This window comes from Vibrio mytili, from assembly GCF_049563345.1.
GTDB lineage: Bacteria > Pseudomonadota > Gammaproteobacteria > Enterobacterales > Vibrionaceae > Vibrio > Vibrio mytili.
In genome coordinates this window covers 2,566,869-2,586,206 of sequence record NZ_CP110481.1, presented here as the reverse complement: position 1 = coordinate 2,586,206, position 19,338 = coordinate 2,566,869, and the positions used below count along the sequence as shown (strand labels likewise).

Genomic DNA, 19,338 nt, shown 5'->3' with positions numbered 1-19,338 from the left:
AAACTTAGGTTTCAAATTAGGTTTCAATGATACGAAGTGACCATTGAATCTTCGGATTCAGCACAGTCAATTCATTATCGTTCTGTTGGAACGATAATAGCTTTAAAATTACATTAGTAGTTTTGAAGTCAGTATTCATTGAGCCGAACAAAACTTTAAATTGAAGAGTTTGATCATGGCTCAGATTGAACGCTGGCGGCAGGCCTAACACATGCAAGTCGAGCGGAAACGAGTTAACTGAACCTTCGGGGGACGTGAACGGCGTCGAGCGGCGGACGGGTGAGTAATGCCTAGGAAATTGCCCTGATGTGGGGGATAACCATTGGAAACGATGGCTAATACCGCATGATGCCTTCGGGCCAAAGAGGGGGACCTTCGGGCCTCTCGCGTCAGGATATGCCTAGGTGGGATTAGCTAGTTGGTGAGGTAAGGGCTCACCAAGGCGACGATCCCTAGCTGGTCTGAGAGGATGATCAGCCACACTGGAACTGAGACACGGTCCAGACTCCTACGGGAGGCAGCAGTGGGGAATATTGCACAATGGGCGCAAGCCTGATGCAGCCATGCCGCGTGTATGAAGAAGGCCTTCGGGTTGTAAAGTACTTTCAGCAGTGAGGAAGGGGTGTGTGTTAATAGCGCACATCTTTGACGTTAGCTGCAGAAGAAGCACCGGCTAACTCCGTGCCAGCAGCCGCGGTAATACGGAGGGTGCGAGCGTTAATCGGAATTACTGGGCGTAAAGCGCATGCAGGTGGTTTGTTAAGTCAGATGTGAAAGCCCGGGGCTCAACCTCGGAATAGCATTTGAAACTGGCAGACTAGAGTACTGTAGAGGGGGGTAGAATTTCAGGTGTAGCGGTGAAATGCGTAGAGATCTGAAGGAATACCGGTGGCGAAGGCGGCCCCCTGGACAGATACTGACACTCAGATGCGAAAGCGTGGGGAGCAAACAGGATTAGATACCCTGGTAGTCCACGCCGTAAACGATGTCTACTTGGAGGTTGTGGCCTTGAGCCGTGGCTTTCGGAGCTAACGCGTTAAGTAGACCGCCTGGGGAGTACGGTCGCAAGATTAAAACTCAAATGAATTGACGGGGGCCCGCACAAGCGGTGGAGCATGTGGTTTAATTCGATGCAACGCGAAGAACCTTACCTACTCTTGACATCCAGAGAACTTTCCAGAGATGGATTGGTGCCTTCGGGAACTCTGAGACAGGTGCTGCATGGCTGTCGTCAGCTCGTGTTGTGAAATGTTGGGTTAAGTCCCGCAACGAGCGCAACCCTTATCCTTGTTTGCCAGCGAGTAATGTCGGGAACTCCAGGGAGACTGCCGGTGATAAACCGGAGGAAGGTGGGGACGACGTCAAGTCATCATGGCCCTTACGAGTAGGGCTACACACGTGCTACAATGGCGCATACAGAGGGCGGCCAACTTGCGAGAGTGAGCGAATCCCAAAAAGTGCGTCGTAGTCCGGATTGGAGTCTGCAACTCGACTCCATGAAGTCGGAATCGCTAGTAATCGTGGATCAGAATGCCACGGTGAATACGTTCCCGGGCCTTGTACACACCGCCCGTCACACCATGGGAGTGGGCTGCAAAAGAAGTAGGTAGTTTAACCTTCGGGGGGACGCTTACCACTTTGTGGTTCATGACTGGGGTGAAGTCGTAACAAGGTAGCGCTAGGGGAACCTGGCGCTGGATCACCTCCTTATACGATGATTATCGTGATGAGTGTCCACACAGATTGATATGGTTTATAAAGTTTAAGAGACGATACTGGGTCTGTAGCTCAGGTGGTTAGAGCGTTCGCCTGATAAGCGAGAGGTCGGTGGTTCGAGTCCACTCAGACCCACCAATTCCTTTTAAAGGGTTGGCGACAGTATCGACACCTGATGGGGCTATAGCTCAGCTGGGAGAGCGCCTGCCTTGCACGCAGGAGGTCTGCGGTTCGATCCCGCATAGCTCCACCATCTTTAAGCGCATTAGTGATAGTGCTTTTAAAAATGGTTTTCATCAGAAAATCTCGCTCTTTAACAATTTGGAAAGCTGACAAAACAACAATTTATTGTTGTTTGTAAAGTTCTCAAAGTATTCCTAAGGGAATACAACTAAAAACACATTCAAGTGTTCTTGGGAATAACATCTTTAGATGTTGTTCATATTTGAGTCCGGCAAAATCGAAATGTCTCTCGCTCATTCAAATAATGAGAGACAACTTTGGTTGTTTAACGTCAATTCGAAACTTCTTCGGGTTGTATGGTTAAGTGACTAAGCGTACACGGTGGATGCCTTGGCAGTCAGAGGCGATGAAGGACGTATTAACTTGCGATAAGCCCAGATTAGGCAGTAAAAGCCACTTGAGTCTGGGATTTCCGAATGGGGAAACCCACTAGCATAAGCTAGTATCGCTGCGTGAATACATAGCGCAGCGAGGCGAACCGGGGGAACTGAAACATCTAAGTACCCCGAGGAAAAGAAATCAACCGAGATTCCGAAAGTAGCGGCGAGCGAAATTGGACTAGCCCTTAAGCTTTATATGCGTTAGACGAACGGTCTGGAAAGTCCGGCGATACAGGGTGATAGCCCCGTAGTTGACAACGCACATTCAGTGAAATCGAGTAGGGCGGGACACGTGATATCCTGTCTGAATATGGGGGGACCATCCTCCAAGGCTAAATACTACTGACTGACCGATAGTGAACCAGTACCGTGAGGGAAAGGCGAAAAGAACCCCTGTGAGGGGAGTGAAATAGAACCTGAAACCGTGTACGTACAAGCAGTAGGAGCACCTTCATGGTGTGACTGCGTACCTTTTGTATAATGGGTCAGCGACTTATATTCAGTGGCAAGGTTAACCATCTAGGGGAGCCGTAGGGAAACCGAGTCTTAACTGGGCGTTCAGTCTCTGGATATAGACCCGAAACCAGGTGATCTAGCCATGGGCAGGTTGAAGGTTGAGTAACATCAACTGGAGGACCGAACCGACTAATGTTGAAAAATTAGCGGATGACTTGTGGCTAGGGGTGAAAGGCCAATCAAACCTGGAGATAGCTGGTTCTCCCCGAAAGCTATTTAGGTAGCGCCTCGGACGAATACTACTGGGGGTAGAGCACTGTTAAGGCTAGGGGGTCATCCCGACTTACCAACCCTTTGCAAACTCCGAATACCAGTAAGTACTATCCGGGAGACACACGGCGGGTGCTAACGTCCGTCGTGGAGAGGGAAACAACCCAGACCGCCAGCTAAGGTCCCAAATTACTACTAAGTGGGAAACGATGTGGGAAGGCTCAGACAGCCAGGATGTTGGCTTAGAAGCAGCCATCATTTAAAGAAAGCGTAATAGCTCACTGGTCGAGTCGGCCTGCGCGGAAGATGTAACGGGGCTAAGTAGTAAACCGAAGCTGCGGCAATATACTTTTGTATATTGGGTAGGGGAGCGTTCTGTAAGCGGTTGAAGGTGTGTGGTAACGCATGCTGGACGTATCAGAAGTGCGAATGCTGACATGAGTAACGATAAAGGGGGTGAAAAACCCCCTCGCCGGAAGACCAAGGGTTCCTGTCCAACGTTAATCGGGGCAGGGTAAGTCGACCCCTAAGGCGAGGCCGAAAGGCGTAGTCGATGGGAAACGGGTTAATATTCCCGTACTTCAACTTATTGCGATGGGGGGACGGAGAAGGCTAGGTGGGCCTGGCGACGGTTGTCCAGGTTCAAGTGCGTAGGCTTAAGAGTTAGGTAAATCCGGCTCTTTTTAAGGCTGAGACACGACGTCGAGCATCTACGGATGTGAAGTCATTGATGCCATGCTTCCAGGAAAAGCCTCTAAGCTTCAGATAAGTTGGAATCGTACCCCAAACCGACACAGGTGGTCGGGTAGAGAATACCAAGGCGCTTGAGAGAACTCGGGTGAAGGAACTAGGCAAAATGGTACCGTAACTTCGGGAGAAGGTACGCTCCTGGCGGTGAAGTCCCTTGCGGATGGAGCTACTAGGAGTCGCAGATACCAGGTGGCTGCAACTGTTTATTAAAAACACAGCACTGTGCAAAATCGTAAGATGACGTATACGGTGTGACGCCTGCCCGGTGCCGGAAGGTTAATTGATGGGGTTAGACTTCGGTCGAAGCTCTTGATCGAAGCCCCGGTAAACGGCGGCCGTAACTATAACGGTCCTAAGGTAGCGAAATTCCTTGTCGGGTAAGTTCCGACCTGCACGAATGGCGTAATGATGGCCACGCTGTCTCCACCCGAGACTCAGTGAAATTGAAATCGCTGTGAAGATGCAGTGTACCCGCGGCTAGACGGAAAGACCCCGTGAACCTTTACTACAGCTTGGCACTGAACATTGACCCTACATGTGTAGGATAGGTGGGAGGCTTTGAAACCAGCACGCCAGTGTTGGTGGAGCCGACCTTGAAATACCACCCTTGTAGTGTTGATGTTCTAACTTGGTCCCCTTATCGGGGATGAGGACAGTGCCTGGTGGGTAGTTTGACTGGGGCGGTCTCCTCCCAAAGAGTAACGGAGGAGCACGAAGGTGGGCTAATCACGGTTGGACATCGTGAGGTTAGTGCAATGGCATAAGCCCGCTTGACTGCGAGAATGACAATTCGAGCAGGTGCGAAAGCAGGTCATAGTGATCCGGTGGTTCTGAATGGAAGGGCCATCGCTCAACGGATAAAAGGTACTCCGGGGATAACAGGCTGATACCGCCCAAGAGTTCATATCGACGGCGGTGTTTGGCACCTCGATGTCGGCTCATCACATCCTGGGGCTGAAGTCGGTCCCAAGGGTATGGCTGTTCGCCATTTAAAGTGGTACGCGAGCTGGGTTTAGAACGTCGTGAGACAGTTCGGTCCCTATCTGCCGTGGGCGTTGGAGAATTGAAAGGGGCTGCTCCTAGTACGAGAGGACCGGAGTGGACGAACCTCTGGTGTTCGGGTTGTGTCGCCAGACGCATTGCCCGGTAGCTAAGTTCGGAATTGATAACCGCTGAAAGCATCTAAGCGGGAAGCGAGCCTTGAGATGAGTTCTCCCTGATACTTTAAGTATCCTAAAGGGTTGTCGTAGACTACGACGTTGATAGGTCAGGTGTGTAAGCGTTGTGAGGCGTTGAGCTAACTGATACTAATTGCCCGTGAGGCTTAACCATACAACACCCAAGGGGTTTTGATGGACTCAATGAAAGAACATTGAATGTGTGATAACGAGAAATACAAAACAGCTTTCCAGATTATTAAACTTGCTTAAGCAGTGAGTTTAAACCGAATTTGCTTGGCGACCATAGCGTTTTGGACCCACCTGATTCCATTCCGAACTCAGAAGTGAAACAAAATAGCGCCGATGGTAGTGTGGGGTTTCCCCATGTGAGAGTAGGACATCGCCAGGCTCTTATTTATTTTCACTTTTTTAAAAAGTGAAGACAAAATAGCGCACTTGCTTACAATGTAAGCAAGTCACCATAAGGTTCTAAATAAAGTTAGAATTTTATGTTGACTTTCAAAGTGTACAGCGTATTATACGCACCTCGCTTAAGTGCTAAGGCACTGAAAGCCAAGCTCTTTAACAATATAGACCTATCAATCTGTGTGGGCACTCGTTGATGATAATCCAATTAGAAACTTCGGTTTCAAATTAGGTTTCAATGATACGAAGTGACCATTGAATCTTCGGATTCAGCACAGTCAATTCATTATCGTTCTGTTGGAACGATAATAGCTTTAAAATTACATTAGTAGTTTTGAAGTCAGTATTCATTGAGCCGAACAAAACTTTAAATTGAAGAGTTTGATCATGGCTCAGATTGAACGCTGGCGGCAGGCCTAACACATGCAAGTCGAGCGGAAACGAGTTAACTGAACCTTCGGGGGACGTGAACGGCGTCGAGCGGCGGACGGGTGAGTAATGCCTAGGAAATTGCCCTGATGTGGGGGATAACCATTGGAAACGATGGCTAATACCGCATGATGCCTTCGGGCCAAAGAGGGGGACCTTCGGGCCTCTCGCGTCAGGATATGCCTAGGTGGGATTAGCTAGTTGGTGAGGTAAGGGCTCACCAAGGCGACGATCCCTAGCTGGTCTGAGAGGATGATCAGCCACACTGGAACTGAGACACGGTCCAGACTCCTACGGGAGGCAGCAGTGGGGAATATTGCACAATGGGCGCAAGCCTGATGCAGCCATGCCGCGTGTATGAAGAAGGCCTTCGGGTTGTAAAGTACTTTCAGCAGTGAGGAAGGGGTGTGTGTTAATAGCGCACATCTTTGACGTTAGCTGCAGAAGAAGCACCGGCTAACTCCGTGCCAGCAGCCGCGGTAATACGGAGGGTGCGAGCGTTAATCGGAATTACTGGGCGTAAAGCGCATGCAGGTGGTTTGTTAAGTCAGATGTGAAAGCCCGGGGCTCAACCTCGGAATAGCATTTGAAACTGGCAGACTAGAGTACTGTAGAGGGGGGTAGAATTTCAGGTGTAGCGGTGAAATGCGTAGAGATCTGAAGGAATACCGGTGGCGAAGGCGGCCCCCTGGACAGATACTGACACTCAGATGCGAAAGCGTGGGGAGCAAACAGGATTAGATACCCTGGTAGTCCACGCCGTAAACGATGTCTACTTGGAGGTTGTGGCCTTGAGCCGTGGCTTTCGGAGCTAACGCGTTAAGTAGACCGCCTGGGGAGTACGGTCGCAAGATTAAAACTCAAATGAATTGACGGGGGCCCGCACAAGCGGTGGAGCATGTGGTTTAATTCGATGCAACGCGAAGAACCTTACCTACTCTTGACATCCAGAGAACTTTCCAGAGATGGATTGGTGCCTTCGGGAACTCTGAGACAGGTGCTGCATGGCTGTCGTCAGCTCGTGTTGTGAAATGTTGGGTTAAGTCCCGCAACGAGCGCAACCCTTATCCTTGTTTGCCAGCGAGTAATGTCGGGAACTCCAGGGAGACTGCCGGTGATAAACCGGAGGAAGGTGGGGACGACGTCAAGTCATCATGGCCCTTACGAGTAGGGCTACACACGTGCTACAATGGCGCATACAGAGGGCGGCCAACTTGCGAGAGTGAGCGAATCCCAAAAAGTGCGTCGTAGTCCGGATTGGAGTCTGCAACTCGACTCCATGAAGTCGGAATCGCTAGTAATCGTGGATCAGAATGCCACGGTGAATACGTTCCCGGGCCTTGTACACACCGCCCGTCACACCATGGGAGTGGGCTGCAAAAGAAGTAGGTAGTTTAACCTTCGGGGGGACGCTTACCACTTTGTGGTTCATGACTGGGGTGAAGTCGTAACAAGGTAGCGCTAGGGGAACCTGGCGCTGGATCACCTCCTTATATACGATGGATAGTTTGCTTTCACTTTTTAAAGTGAAGACAAATGAGTCACGATGAGTGTCCACACAGATTGATACGGTTTATAAAGTTCAAGAGATAGGACATCCCCCAAGATGTTCGACTTAGTGTCCCGTTCGTCTAGAGGCCTAGGACACCGCCCTTTCACGGCGGTAACAGGGGTTCGACTCCCCTACGGGATACCATTGGGTCGTTAGCTCAGTTGGTAGAGCAGTTGACTTTTAATCAATTGGTCGCAGGTTCGAATCCTGCACGACCCACCATTCCTACCATTAGGAATTAAAACTCAAAGTATGGGGCTATAGCTCAGCTGGGAGAGCGCCTGCCTTGCACGCAGGAGGTCTGCGGTTCGATCCCGCATAGCTCCACCATATTTTGAAATAATGGGCGATTAGCTCAGTTGGGAGAGCACCTGCCTTACAAGCAGGGGGTCACTGGTTCGAGCCCGGTATCGCCCACCATTCTCTAAGTATTTTTGGAATAAAACGTCCAAACCAGAACAATTTATTGATACTGGTTGGCATTTTTGACGCCTGCGCGGCGCGGCTGAAAGTCTTTAGAAAATGTACTTCCTTGTGAAGAAACATAGCTCTTTAACAATTTGGAAAGCTGACAAAACAACAATTTATTGTTGTTTGTAAAGTTCTCAAAGTATTCCTAAGGGAATACAACTAAAAACACATTCAAGTGTTCTTGGGAATAACATCTTTAGATGTTGTTCATATTTGAGTCCGGCAAAATCGAAATGTCTCTCGCTCATTCAAATAATGAGAGACAACTTTGGTTGTTTAACGTCAATTCGAAACTTCTTCGGGTTGTATGGTTAAGTGACTAAGCGTACACGGTGGATGCCTTGGCAGTCAGAGGCGATGAAGGACGTATTAACTTGCGATAAGCCCAGATTAGGCAGTAAAAGCCACTTGAGTCTGGGATTTCCGAATGGGGAAACCCACTTACATAAGTAAGTATCGTTATGTGAATACATAGCATAACGAGGCGAACCGGGGGAACTGAAACATCTAAGTACCCCGAGGAAAAGAAATCAACCGAGATTCCGAAAGTAGCGGCGAGCGAAATTGGACTAGCCCTTAAGCTTTATATGCGTTAGACGAACGGTCTGGAAAGTCCGGCGATACAGGGTGATAGCCCCGTAGTTGACAACGCACATTCAGTGAAATCGAGTAGGGCGGGACACGTGATATCCTGTCTGAATATGGGGGGACCATCCTCCAAGGCTAAATACTACTGACTGACCGATAGTGAACCAGTACCGTGAGGGAAAGGCGAAAAGAACCCCTGTGAGGGGAGTGAAATAGAACCTGAAACCGTGTACGTACAAGCAGTAGGAGCACCTTCGTGGTGTGACTGCGTACCTTTTGTATAATGGGTCAGCGACTTATATTCAGTGGCAAGGTTAACCATCTAGGGGAGCCGTAGGGAAACCGAGTCTTAACTGGGCGTTCAGTCTCTGGATATAGACCCGAAACCAGGTGATCTAGCCATGGGCAGGTTGAAGGTTGAGTAACATCAACTGGAGGACCGAACCGACTAATGTTGAAAAATTAGCGGATGACTTGTGGCTAGGGGTGAAAGGCCAATCAAACCTGGAGATAGCTGGTTCTCCCCGAAAGCTATTTAGGTAGCGCCTCGGACGAATACTACTGGGGGTAGAGCACTGTTAAGGCTAGGGGGTCATCCCGACTTACCAACCCTTTGCAAACTCCGAATACCAGTAAGTACTATCCGGGAGACACACGGCGGGTGCTAACGTCCGTCGTGGAGAGGGAAACAACCCAGACCGCCAGCTAAGGTCCCAAATTACTACTAAGTGGGAAACGATGTGGGAAGGCTCAGACAGCCAGGATGTTGGCTTAGAAGCAGCCATCATTTAAAGAAAGCGTAATAGCTCACTGGTCGAGTCGGCCTGCGCGGAAGATGTAACGGGGCTAAGTAGTAAACCGAAGCTGCGGCAATATACTTTTGTATATTGGGTAGGGGAGCGTTCTGTAAGCGGTTGAAGGTGTGTGGTAACGCATGCTGGACGTATCAGAAGTGCGAATGCTGACATGAGTAACGATAAAGGGGGTGAAAAACCCCCTCGCCGGAAGACCAAGGGTTCCTGTCCAACGTTAATCGGGGCAGGGTAAGTCGACCCCTAAGGCGAGGCCGAAAGGCGTAGTCGATGGGAAACGGGTTAATATTCCCGTACTTCAACTTATTGCGATGGGGGGACGGAGAAGGCTAGGTGGGCCTGGCGACGGTTGTCCAGGTTCAAGTGCGTAGGCTTAAGAGTTAGGTAAATCCGGCTCTTTTTAAGGCTGAGACACGACGTCGAGCATCTACGGATGTGAAGTCATTGATGCCATGCTTCCAGGAAAAGCCTCTAAGCTTCAGATAAGTTGGAATCGTACCCCAAACCGACACAGGTGGTCGGGTAGAGAATACCAAGGCGCTTGAGAGAACTCGGGTGAAGGAACTAGGCAAAATGGTACCGTAACTTCGGGAGAAGGTACGCTCCTGGCGGTGAAGTCCCTTGCGGATGGAGCTACTAGGAGTCGCAGATACCAGGTGGCTGCAACTGTTTATTAAAAACACAGCACTGTGCAAAATCGTAAGATGACGTATACGGTGTGACGCCTGCCCGGTGCCGGAAGGTTAATTGATGGGGTTAGACTTTGGTCGAAGCTCTTGATCGAAGCCCCGGTAAACGGCGGCCGTAACTATAACGGTCCTAAGGTAGCGAAATTCCTTGTCGGGTAAGTTCCGACCTGCACGAATGGCGTAATGATGGCCACGCTGTCTCCACCCGAGACTCAGTGAAATTGAAATCGCTGTGAAGATGCAGTGTACCCGCGGCTAGACGGAAAGACCCCGTGAACCTTTACTACAGCTTGGCAGTGAACATTGACCCTACATGTGTAGGATAGGTGGGAGGCTTTGAAACCAGCACGCCAGTGTTGGTGGAGCCGACCTTGAAATACCACCCTTGTAGTGTTGATGTTCTAACTTGGTCCCCTTATCGGGGATGAGGACAGTGCCTGGTGGGTAGTTTGACTGGGGCGGTCTCCTCCCAAAGAGTAACGGAGGAGCACGAAGGTGGGCTAATCACGGTTGGACATCGTGAGGTTAGTGCAATGGCATAAGCCCGCTTGACTGCGAGAATGACAATTCGAGCAGGTGCGAAAGCAGGTCATAGTGATCCGGTGGTTCTGAATGGAAGGGCCATCGCTCAACGGATAAAAGGTACTCCGGGGATAACAGGCTGATACCGCCCAAGAGTTCATATCGACGGCGGTGTTTGGCACCTCGATGTCGGCTCATCACATCCTGGGGCTGAAGTCGGTCCCAAGGGTATGGCTGTTCGCCATTTAAAGTGGTACGCGAGCTGGGTTTAGAACGTCGTGAGACAGTTCGGTCCCTATCTGCCGTGGGCGTTGGAGAATTGAAAGGGGCTGCTCCTAGTACGAGAGGACCGGAGTGGACGAACCTCTGGTGTTCGGGTTGTGTCGCCAGACGCATTGCCCGGTAGCTAAGTTCGGAATTGATAACCGCTGAAAGCATCTAAGCGGGAAGCGAGCCTTGAGATGAGTTCTCCCTGATACTTTAAGTATCCTAAAGGGTTGTCGTAGACTACGACGTTGATAGGTCAGGTGTGTAAGCGTTGTGAGGCGTTGAGCTAACTGATACTAATTGCCCGTGAGGCTTAACCATACAACACCCAAGGGGTTTTGATGGACTCAATGAAAGAACATTGAATGTGTGATAATGAGAAATATAAAACAGCTTTCCAGATTATTAAACTTGCTTAAGCAGCGAGTTTAAACCGAATTTGCTTGGCGACCATAGCGTTTTGGACCCACCTGACTCCATTCCGAACTCAGAAGTGAAACAAAATAGCGCCGATGGTAGTGTGGGGTTTCCCCATGTGAGAGTAGGACATCGCCAGGCTTACTTCCTTGTTTTTAGATTTTGAAAAATCTAAAGGCAAAACTAAATAAAGCGAGCTAACCATAAGACTTTATTTAGTAAAAATACCACTGCGGAGTGGTAGTTCAGTTGGTTAGAATACCGGCCTGTCACGCCGGGGGTCGCGGGTTCGAGTCCCGTCCACTCCGCCACTTATACGAAGCCTCAGTCGAAAGACTGAGGCTTTTTTGCGTTTATATGAGCATGTTTCGCCTTTCGGGCGAATGAGTCTCGGTTGTGTGCAACCCCAGCCACTCCGCCACTTATATGAAGCCTCTGTCGAAAGACTGGGGCTTTTTTGCGTTAAAAGGATAATCTAATACCAATCGTAGTAAATAACTGGTCATTCTAGCTTGCTAAAATACTCGATAACTTCGTTGCCTTTTCGTTTATAAAGTAGGTTGATTGTAGAATAACTACTTATCGAAAAATTACGCCTTGTTCTCAAGCATTTTTCCTACGCTATTTCTGATCACTTATTTACTGTGATTGGTATAAACATTTAAGCGCTTGTTCATTCTTTATGGTTAAAGCTACTGATATCCGAGTTGCACTATTGTGGCCCATATCTGTGGCCCATATCGCTCGCTGTGCTAGTGTTATCTTATTCTATTTGATGTTATAGAAGGATAGTTCACTCAATATCCAATTTTTATCAAGGTACTTGATTTAGCAGAACTGGCTTGTAACCTTAATGCCCACTAGGAAAGTGAGCTAGGCCATCCCACCTTTTTCAGTATGTATTCCTTATCCCTATTTTAGCGTCAGTTAACTTTGAAAAGGCTCGCTACTTCGCTGAGTTCTTCCTTTGGGTTTGAGCTTGCATAGTCATCAGTACTGTACCCTGTGTCTACAACTTCATTTGGGTCATTCGCATAAAAAAAGCAGCCATCAGGCTGCTTTCAATATAAAAGAGTCGTTAATTTATTACGATTCGACTTGCTCTTTTTGAGCGTCATTCAATGAAACTTCTCGCTCTTGCTTTAATTTCTTTTCCTCGGTTTTGGCTTTTTCAATCATTGGAGTGATGGTAGAGCCTTGAATCAGGATAGAAAAGACCACGACAGCGTATGTCATCACTAGAATAATTTCTTTTACGTCAATCAATTTATCTTGGATAACCCATATCCCTGATGGAATTGAAAGTGCCATCGCTAGCGCAAGACCACCACGTAATCCACCCCAAGTTAGTATTTTTACTGACCATGAGTTGTATCTACGGTAGCGTTTAAAACCAATATAGGAGAAGAATACACTTAGATAGCGAGCTGCTAGTACAAGAGGTACCGCAATGGCCATCATGATCCAGTCTTCCTCATGGAATTCAAATAGCAGCATTGACATACCGATGAGCAAGAACAGGACGCCGTTTAAGAATTCATCGACGAGTTCCCAGAAGTGATCAAGGTGATCTTCGCTTTCTTTCGAAAACCCGATAAAACGAGTCCAGTTACCAATCATAATCCCTGAGACCACCATCGCTAATGGGCCTGAGACATGAATGTATTCTGCAAACGCATATCCGGCTGTAGGAACACCGATAGTTAATAACAACTCCATTGAGTGATCATTTGTCGCGCTGATCAAATAATGGAAAAGTAAGCCGAGTAAGAGGCCATAGATAATTCCGCCCATCGCTTCTTGGATAAACAGAAGTGTGACACTTCCCACTGTCGGTGTTTCGGTACCAAAAGCAATAGTAAAAAGAGTGACAAAAATAACCAGACCAAAACCATCATTAAATAATGACTCACCCTCGATTTGAGTAGAAATGCGCTCTGGTGCATCTAGTTTTTTGACAATTGCAAGAACGGCGATCGGGTCTGTGGGAGAGATTAAGGCACCAAAGAGTAAGCAGTAAACTAAATCAAACTGTATGCCTATTAGCTGACAGAGTCCATATAATGCAAAACCTATAAAGAAGGTCGAGAATAGGGTCGCACCTAACGCTAATGTTGTGATTTCCCACTTTTGATCTTTTAGGTGAGGGAGTTTAATGCCCAAGCCACCAGCAAAAAGTAAAAAGCCGAGTATCCCTTTAAGTAGAAAATCTTCAAAGTTGATTCTAGTTACCGTCTCCGTTGCAATTTCGGTGAGGTGAAACCAGTTGTTTTGACCTGCTATCAGAATCAGGAGCGAAAGTACCATTGAGCCAGCAGTAATGGCGATGGTCGTTTGCATCTTTCCTATCTTGCTATTTACAAAAGCAATCAGCATCGCTGCTGCGGAGAGAAAACATAAAGTATGGTATACCGACATAGAGCTCTCTATTTGTAATAATTTGTGAATGGAATTTTCGGTTGATGTTGATTAAATAGCAAACATTTTTTGTTGATTATTTTCATTAGTAAGGCTGGGGATAAAATAATCGATAATTCGATATTTAGACGTCTAGACTCCTTTAGTTTGTGTGATAGGATGTGGACATAACTAAAGGAACGAGGTTGTACTGTGGGAAGTAATTTAAGACAACAGATTGAAGCGCAATTAAAGCAACGTATTCTTCTGATCGATGGCGGCATGGGCACCATGATTCAGGGTCATAAGCTTGAAGAGCAAGACTATCGCGGAGAACGTTTTGCTGACTGGCAATGTGATTTAAAGGGTAACAACGATTTGTTGGTTCTGACTCAACCTCAGTTGATTATGGAGATTCATAGCGCTTATCTAGAAGCAGGCGCCGATATCCTTGAAACCAATACATTTAACGCAACCACGATTGCGATGGCTGACTATGAAATGGAGAGCATTAGTGAAGAAATTAACTTTACTGCTGCTCAGTTAGCTCGTGAAGTGGCGGATGAATGGACGGCAAAAACGCCAAATAAACCGCGTTATGTTGCTGGGGTGCTTGGGCCTACTAACCGCACATGTTCTATCTCCCCTGATGTTAATGATCCCGGTTACCGTAATGTATCCTTCGATGAGCTAGTTGAAGCGTACTCAGAGTCGACTCGCGCGTTAATTAAAGGTGGCTGCGATCTCATCCTAATCGAAACCATCTTTGATACGTTGAACGCGAAAGCGTGTTCTTTTGCCGTTGAAAGTGTATTCGAAGAGCTTGGTATGACATTGCCAGTCATGATCTCTGGCACGATCACTGACGCTTCTGGACGTACATTATCCGGACAAACCACCGAGGCCTTTTACAACTCGTTAAGACACGTCAAGCCGATATCCTTTGGCTTGAACTGTGCACTCGGTCCCGATGAGCTTCGACCATACGTAGAAGAGTTGTCTCGTATCTCTGAATCTTTTATTTCTACTCACCCTAATGCGGGCCTACCTAATGCTTTTGGTGAATACGATCTGTCTCCAGAAGATATGGCCGTACATGTAAAAGAGTGGGCTGAAAGTGGCTTCCTCAACTTAATTGGTGGCTGTTGTGGTACAACGCCAGAGCACATTCGACACATGGCTGAAGCAGTTGAAGGTGTTACTCCTCGTCGACTACCAGAACTGCCCGTTGCATGTCGCCTTTCTGGCTTAGAACCTCTGACTATCGAAAAGGAATCACTGTTTATTAACGTTGGTGAGCGTACCAATGTAACAGGTTCTGCTCGCTTTAAGCGATTGATTAAAGAAGAACTGTACGACGAGGCGCTGGATGTTGCCCGTCAGCAAGTTGAGAATGGTGCGCAAATCATCGATATCAACATGGATGAGGGGATGCTTGATGCAGAGGCATGTATGGTTCGGTTCTTGAACTTGTGCGCGTCTGAGCCAGAAATATCCAAAGTGCCAATCATGGTTGACTCATCCAAGTGGGAAGTTATCGAGGCTGGCCTGAAGTGTATCCAGGGTAAAGGCATTGTTAACTCTATCTCGCTTAAAGAAGGAAAAGAGAAATTCATTCAGCAAGCGAAGCTGATCCGTCGTTATGGCGCTGCAGTGATAGTTATGGCGTTTGATGAAGTGGGCCAGGCGGATACGCGAGAACGCAAATTAGAAATTTGTACCAATGCTTACCGAATATTGGTTGATGAGGTAGGTTTCCCGCCGGAAGACGTGATTTTTGATCCAAATATCTTCGCTGTCGCGACAGGTATTGACGAGCACAATAACTATGCTGTTGACTTTATTAACGCGGTAGCGGATATCAAGCGAGATTTACCTCACGCGATGATTTCTGGTGGCGTTTCCAACGTATCATTCTCCTTCCGTGGCAATAACTATGTACGAGAAGCGATCCATGCTGTATTTCTCTATCACTGTTTCAAGAACGGCATGGATATGGGGATCGTCAACGCAGGTCAGTTAGAAATCTACGACAACGTTCCTGAAAAGCTTCGAGAGGCGGTAGAGGATGTGGTTCTAAACCGTCGTAATGATGCCACTGAAAGATTGTTGGATATCGCTTCTGAATATGCCGATAAAGGTGTTGGAAAAGAAGAAGATGCCTCCGCGTTAGAATGGCGTACATGGCCTGTAGAAAAGCGTTTGGAGCACGCCTTAGTTAAGGGGATAACCGAGTTTATTGTTGATGATACAGAAGAAGCTCGCGTTAAAGCTTCCAAGCCATTGGAAGTGATTGAAGGCCCGCTCATGGACGGTATGAATGTGGTTGGTGACTTGTTTGGTGAAGGTAAGATGTTCCTGCCACAGGTAGTCAAATCAGCGCGAGTTATGAAACAAGCCGTTGCTCACTTAGAACCTTATATTAATGCTGAAAAGCAAGTTGGTCAGACAAACGGTAAAATCCTATTAGCTACCGTGAAAGGTGACGTACACGATATCGGTAAAAATATCGTTGGTGTTGTACTCCAATGTAACAACTACGAAATCATCGACCTTGGTGTCATGGTTCCATGTGAAAAGATTCTGAAAGTTGCGCAGGAAGAAAACGTCGACATTATTGGTCTTTCCGGCCTGATCACCCCTTCACTTGATGAAATGGTCCATGTGGCTAAAGAAATGGAACGGCTGGATTTCAACCTGCCGCTTTTGATTGGTGGCGCGACGACATCCAAAGCACATACTGCGGTTAAGATAGAACAGAATTACAAGCACCCAGTGGTTTATGTTAACAATGCCTCTCGGGCTGTTGGTGTATGTACTTCACTGTTATCAGATGAGCGCCGTCCTGCGTTTGTCGAAAAGCTGGAGGCGGATTATGACCGCGTGCGTGACCAGCATAGCCGTAAAAAGCCTAGAACGAAGCCCGTCACGCTTGAACAAGCACGAGCAAACAAAGTCGCTATCGATTGGGATGCGTATACACCTCCTGCTCCCGCAAAACCAGGTATTCATGTATTTGATGATTTCGATGTGGCAACGTTACGTAGCTACATCGATTGGACACCATTTTTTATGACCTGGTCGCTTGTGGGCAAATACCCAACTATCTTCGAGCATGAAGAGGTCGGAGAAGAAGCGAAGCGTCTTTTCCATGATGCCAATGAGCTCCTTGATCGTGTTGAGCGAGAAGGCTTAATGAAAGCAAGAGGGATGTGTGGCCTTTTCCCTGCCGCTAGCGTAGACGACGATATTGAAGTCTATACGGATGAGTCTCGTTCGAAAGTAGCAAAAGTTCTACGTAACCTTCGTCAGCAAACCGAGAAACCGAAAGGGTTTAACTACTGCCTTTCAGATTACATCGCGCCAAAAGCGTCTGGTAAGAAAGACTGGATCGGTGCGTTTGCCGTTACTGGTGGAATTGGTGAACGTGAATTGGCCGACGAATTTAAAGCAAAAGGTGATGATTACAATGCGATCATGATCCAAGCCGTTGCCGATCGTTTAGCGGAAGCCTTTGCTGAATACCTGCATGAGCGAGTGCGTAAAGAGATTTGGGGCTATGCAGTGGATGAAAGCTTGTCAAATGAAGAGCTAATTCGTGAAAAATACCAAGGCATACGTCCTGCTCCGGGTTACCCTGCTTGTCCCGAACATACCGAAAAAGGCCCTTTATGGGAACTGCTTAATGTAGAAGAGAGTATTGGTATGTCTCTTACATCAAGCTATGCCATGTATCCAGGTGCTTCTGTCTCTGGGTGGTATTTCTCTCATCCTGACTCGCGTTACTTTGCGATCGCCCAGATCCAAGAAGATCAACTGGAAAGCTACGCAGAGCGAAAAGGTTGGGATAGGCTTGAAGCAGAAAAATGGTTGGGGCCGAACATCAACGGCTAATCTCAATCACTGTAAACAAGCGATCGGAATGAAATGGGCTGCCAATGTGCAGCCCTTTGTTTATCTAAATTATTGCTCAAATAGCTCAGAATGTAATTTTTGAATGACTTGTTTTGAATCTGAACTGCTGACCAAGAAGCATAGGTTGTGGTGGCTCGCTCCGTAACAAATCATACGTAGATTAAAGTCATCTAAGGTGCTGAATACTTGTTTCGCGTAACCTTTAGTATCGCTCATGTTATTGCCGATTAGAGCGACAAGGCAAAGATCATGTTCGACTTTAACCGTACACAACGTTTCTAGCTCTTCTCTTGCTGCTTGAGGTAATTGCGGTGCTCCGCCTGCAGTATCGGTTTGATCTAATGTTAAAGAAACACTGATTTCTGATGTCGTAATCAGATCCACAGAGATTTTGTATTTTGCCAAAATTTCGAAGACTTTGGCCAAAAAGCCGTACGCTTGGAACATATTTGCACTGCGCAATGTCACCATGGTTTGATTACAACGTAAAGCCAAAGCACGAAATAATGGTGAACTTTCTACTTCATGACGTATCCAGGTACCACCTTTTTCGGGTTCTTTTGAAGAGCCCACAAAGACCGGAATATCGTGACGAAGTGCAGGCACCAATGTCGAAGGATGCAGGATCTTCGCACCAAAGTTCGCCATTTCTGACGCTTCGCTAAAGCTGATTTCTGGGATGGGGGATGCTTTGGGTGCAATGCGAGGATCGGTAGTATAGATACCCGGAACATCCGTCCAAATTTCCAGACCTGAAGCTTTCACACCTTCTGCAATCAGTGCGGCACTATAATCACTGCCACCACGTCCCAAGGTTGTCGTGTTTCCTGATACATCGGAACCGATAAAGCCTTGTGTAACCACAACTGACTGCTGACATAGTGGGACAAGTTTTTCTTGCGCTAACTGAGCAATAGATTCTACATCGGGCTCAGCTCGGCCAAAGTTATCATCTGTTCTTAACACATCGCGTATGTCAAAACGCACAGCATTAATGCCGCGCTCACGCATTAGTTGAGCAAGAATGTGCGTTGACATCAGCTCCCCACATGCCACTAAGTGATCCGTTAATTTGTTGCTTGCTTGAATTGAAGCAGCTTCCGCAAGGCTAGTGACCGTATCTAAAATGGCATACACCTCAGAAGAGGTCTGTGCAGAGTCTTTTAGTTGTGAAAGAATCGCGTCATGAATGCTTGCAAGTTGTTGTAGCAACTCTGTGCGCTTCTCTTGATCTTGAACACCATTCGCTAACGCTACAAGCAAGTTAGTGACACCAGAGCAAGCACTGCTAACGACAAGGCGAGTATCTGGATTGTTTTCAATAACGGCGGCACAACGGCTCATTGCTTCGAAATTAGCAACACTGGTTCCACCAAATTTAGCTACATTAAATGCGCTCACTATGTTCTCCCACGACTTCCTAATAAAAATAATACACACGTCCAATGTATGTGAGGAAAGGAACAGAGCAAAAAGAGAGGAATTTAGAATGGTATATAAAAAATGTACCCTCAGAAGCTCTTCACCAGACGGCACTGATGACAGTTGATGGGATTCAACCCAAGTCAACCGACAAGCCAAAACCACAACTTTGGCTTACCTCGGCACTACTCCCCCTGAATGATTGGTATGGGAATTGCGGTTCCACAAATCATCTACCTGGGTAGTGCTCCTCTTCTACATAAAGCTCAAACATTGAACGGTTTTAGGTGTTCAATGTCAATCACTATTTCGCCCTTTCCTAGTGTTTTTTTGTTTATGAATCTGTGATGCTGGTCCGACTTCTATACTTACGGCTAATTGCCGAGTTCTGAAAAATCCATTAGTGTGAGTTTTAATGCCCGATACCTCATCTAAATTCTAAAAAATAATTGTTCT

General features: G+C 47.4%; 3 protein-coding genes, 7 tRNA genes, 6 rRNA genes and 1 riboswitch. Of the genes, 14 read left to right on the top strand and 2 right to left on the bottom strand.

Annotated elements, in window-relative coordinates; all coding sequences use genetic code 11:
• The first annotated feature begins 157 nt into the window (after window positions 1-157).
• The 13 genes from ONE56_RS11890 (at window position 158) to ONE56_RS11830 (ending at window position 11,459) form a co-directional block, all read left to right on the top strand.
• Window positions 158-1,710: ribosomal RNA gene (locus ONE56_RS11890) — 16S ribosomal RNA — on the top strand.
• A gap of 67 nt (window positions 1,711-1,777) precedes the next feature.
• A tRNA-Ile gene (locus ONE56_RS11885) sits at window positions 1,778-1,854 on the top strand.
• A gap of 39 nt (window positions 1,855-1,893) precedes the next feature.
• Window positions 1,894-1,969: transfer RNA gene (locus tag ONE56_RS11880), tRNA-Ala, on the top strand.
• Window positions 1,970-2,257: 288 nt separating this feature from the next.
• Window positions 2,258-5,147 (top strand): 23S ribosomal RNA (locus tag ONE56_RS11875).
• A gap of 121 nt (window positions 5,148-5,268) precedes the next feature.
• A 5S ribosomal RNA gene (gene rrf, locus ONE56_RS11870) occupies window positions 5,269-5,384 on the top strand.
• A 386-nt stretch (window positions 5,385-5,770) separates the two neighbouring features.
• Window positions 5,771-7,323, top strand: a 16S ribosomal RNA gene (locus ONE56_RS11865).
• Between the two features lie 127 nt (window positions 7,324-7,450).
• Window positions 7,451-7,526 (top strand) — tRNA-Glu (locus ONE56_RS11860).
• Window positions 7,527-7,528: 2 nt separating this feature from the next.
• Window positions 7,529-7,604 (top strand) — tRNA-Lys (locus tag ONE56_RS11855).
• Between the two features lie 32 nt (window positions 7,605-7,636).
• A tRNA-Ala gene (locus ONE56_RS11850) sits at window positions 7,637-7,712 on the top strand.
• 14 nt (window positions 7,713-7,726) lie between these two features.
• Window positions 7,727-7,802: transfer RNA gene (locus tag ONE56_RS11845), tRNA-Val, on the top strand.
• A gap of 360 nt (window positions 7,803-8,162) precedes the next feature.
• Window positions 8,163-11,052, top strand: a 23S ribosomal RNA gene (locus tag ONE56_RS11840).
• Window positions 11,053-11,173: 121 nt separating this feature from the next.
• Window positions 11,174-11,289, top strand: a 5S ribosomal RNA gene (rrf, locus tag ONE56_RS11835).
• Together the 16S, 23S and 5S rRNA genes with 7 tRNA genes alongside form the textbook arrangement of a ribosomal RNA operon.
• A gap of 93 nt (window positions 11,290-11,382) precedes the next feature.
• A tRNA-Asp gene (locus ONE56_RS11830) sits at window positions 11,383-11,459 on the top strand.
• Window positions 11,460-12,234: 775 nt separating this feature from the next.
• Here the strand turns inward: ONE56_RS11830 and ONE56_RS11825 are convergent.
• Window positions 12,235-13,566, bottom strand: a complete 1,332-nt coding sequence (locus tag ONE56_RS11825; RefSeq protein ID WP_331439152.1) for a cation:proton antiporter — start codon at window positions 13,564-13,566, stop codon at window positions 12,235-12,237.
• 192 nt (window positions 13,567-13,758) lie between these two features.
• Here ONE56_RS11825 and metH point away from each other — a divergent pair, with 192 nt between their 5' ends.
• Window positions 13,759-17,439, top strand: a complete 3,681-nt coding sequence (gene metH, locus ONE56_RS11820; RefSeq protein ID WP_423839919.1) for a methionine synthase — start codon at window positions 13,759-13,761, stop codon at window positions 17,437-17,439.
• A 69-nt stretch (window positions 17,440-17,508) separates the two neighbouring features.
• Here metH and lysC read toward each other — a convergent pair whose 3' ends face one another.
• The gene (gene lysC / locus ONE56_RS11815; RefSeq protein ID WP_041157188.1) at window positions 17,509-18,861 is read right to left on the bottom strand and encodes a lysine-sensitive aspartokinase 3; all 1,353 of its coding nucleotides are present in this window, start codon (window positions 18,859-18,861) and stop codon (window positions 17,509-17,511) included.
• A gap of 106 nt (window positions 18,862-18,967) precedes the next feature.
• Window positions 18,968-19,145: riboswitch (Lysine riboswitch) on the bottom strand.
• Window positions 19,146-19,338: the final 193 nt, after the last annotated feature.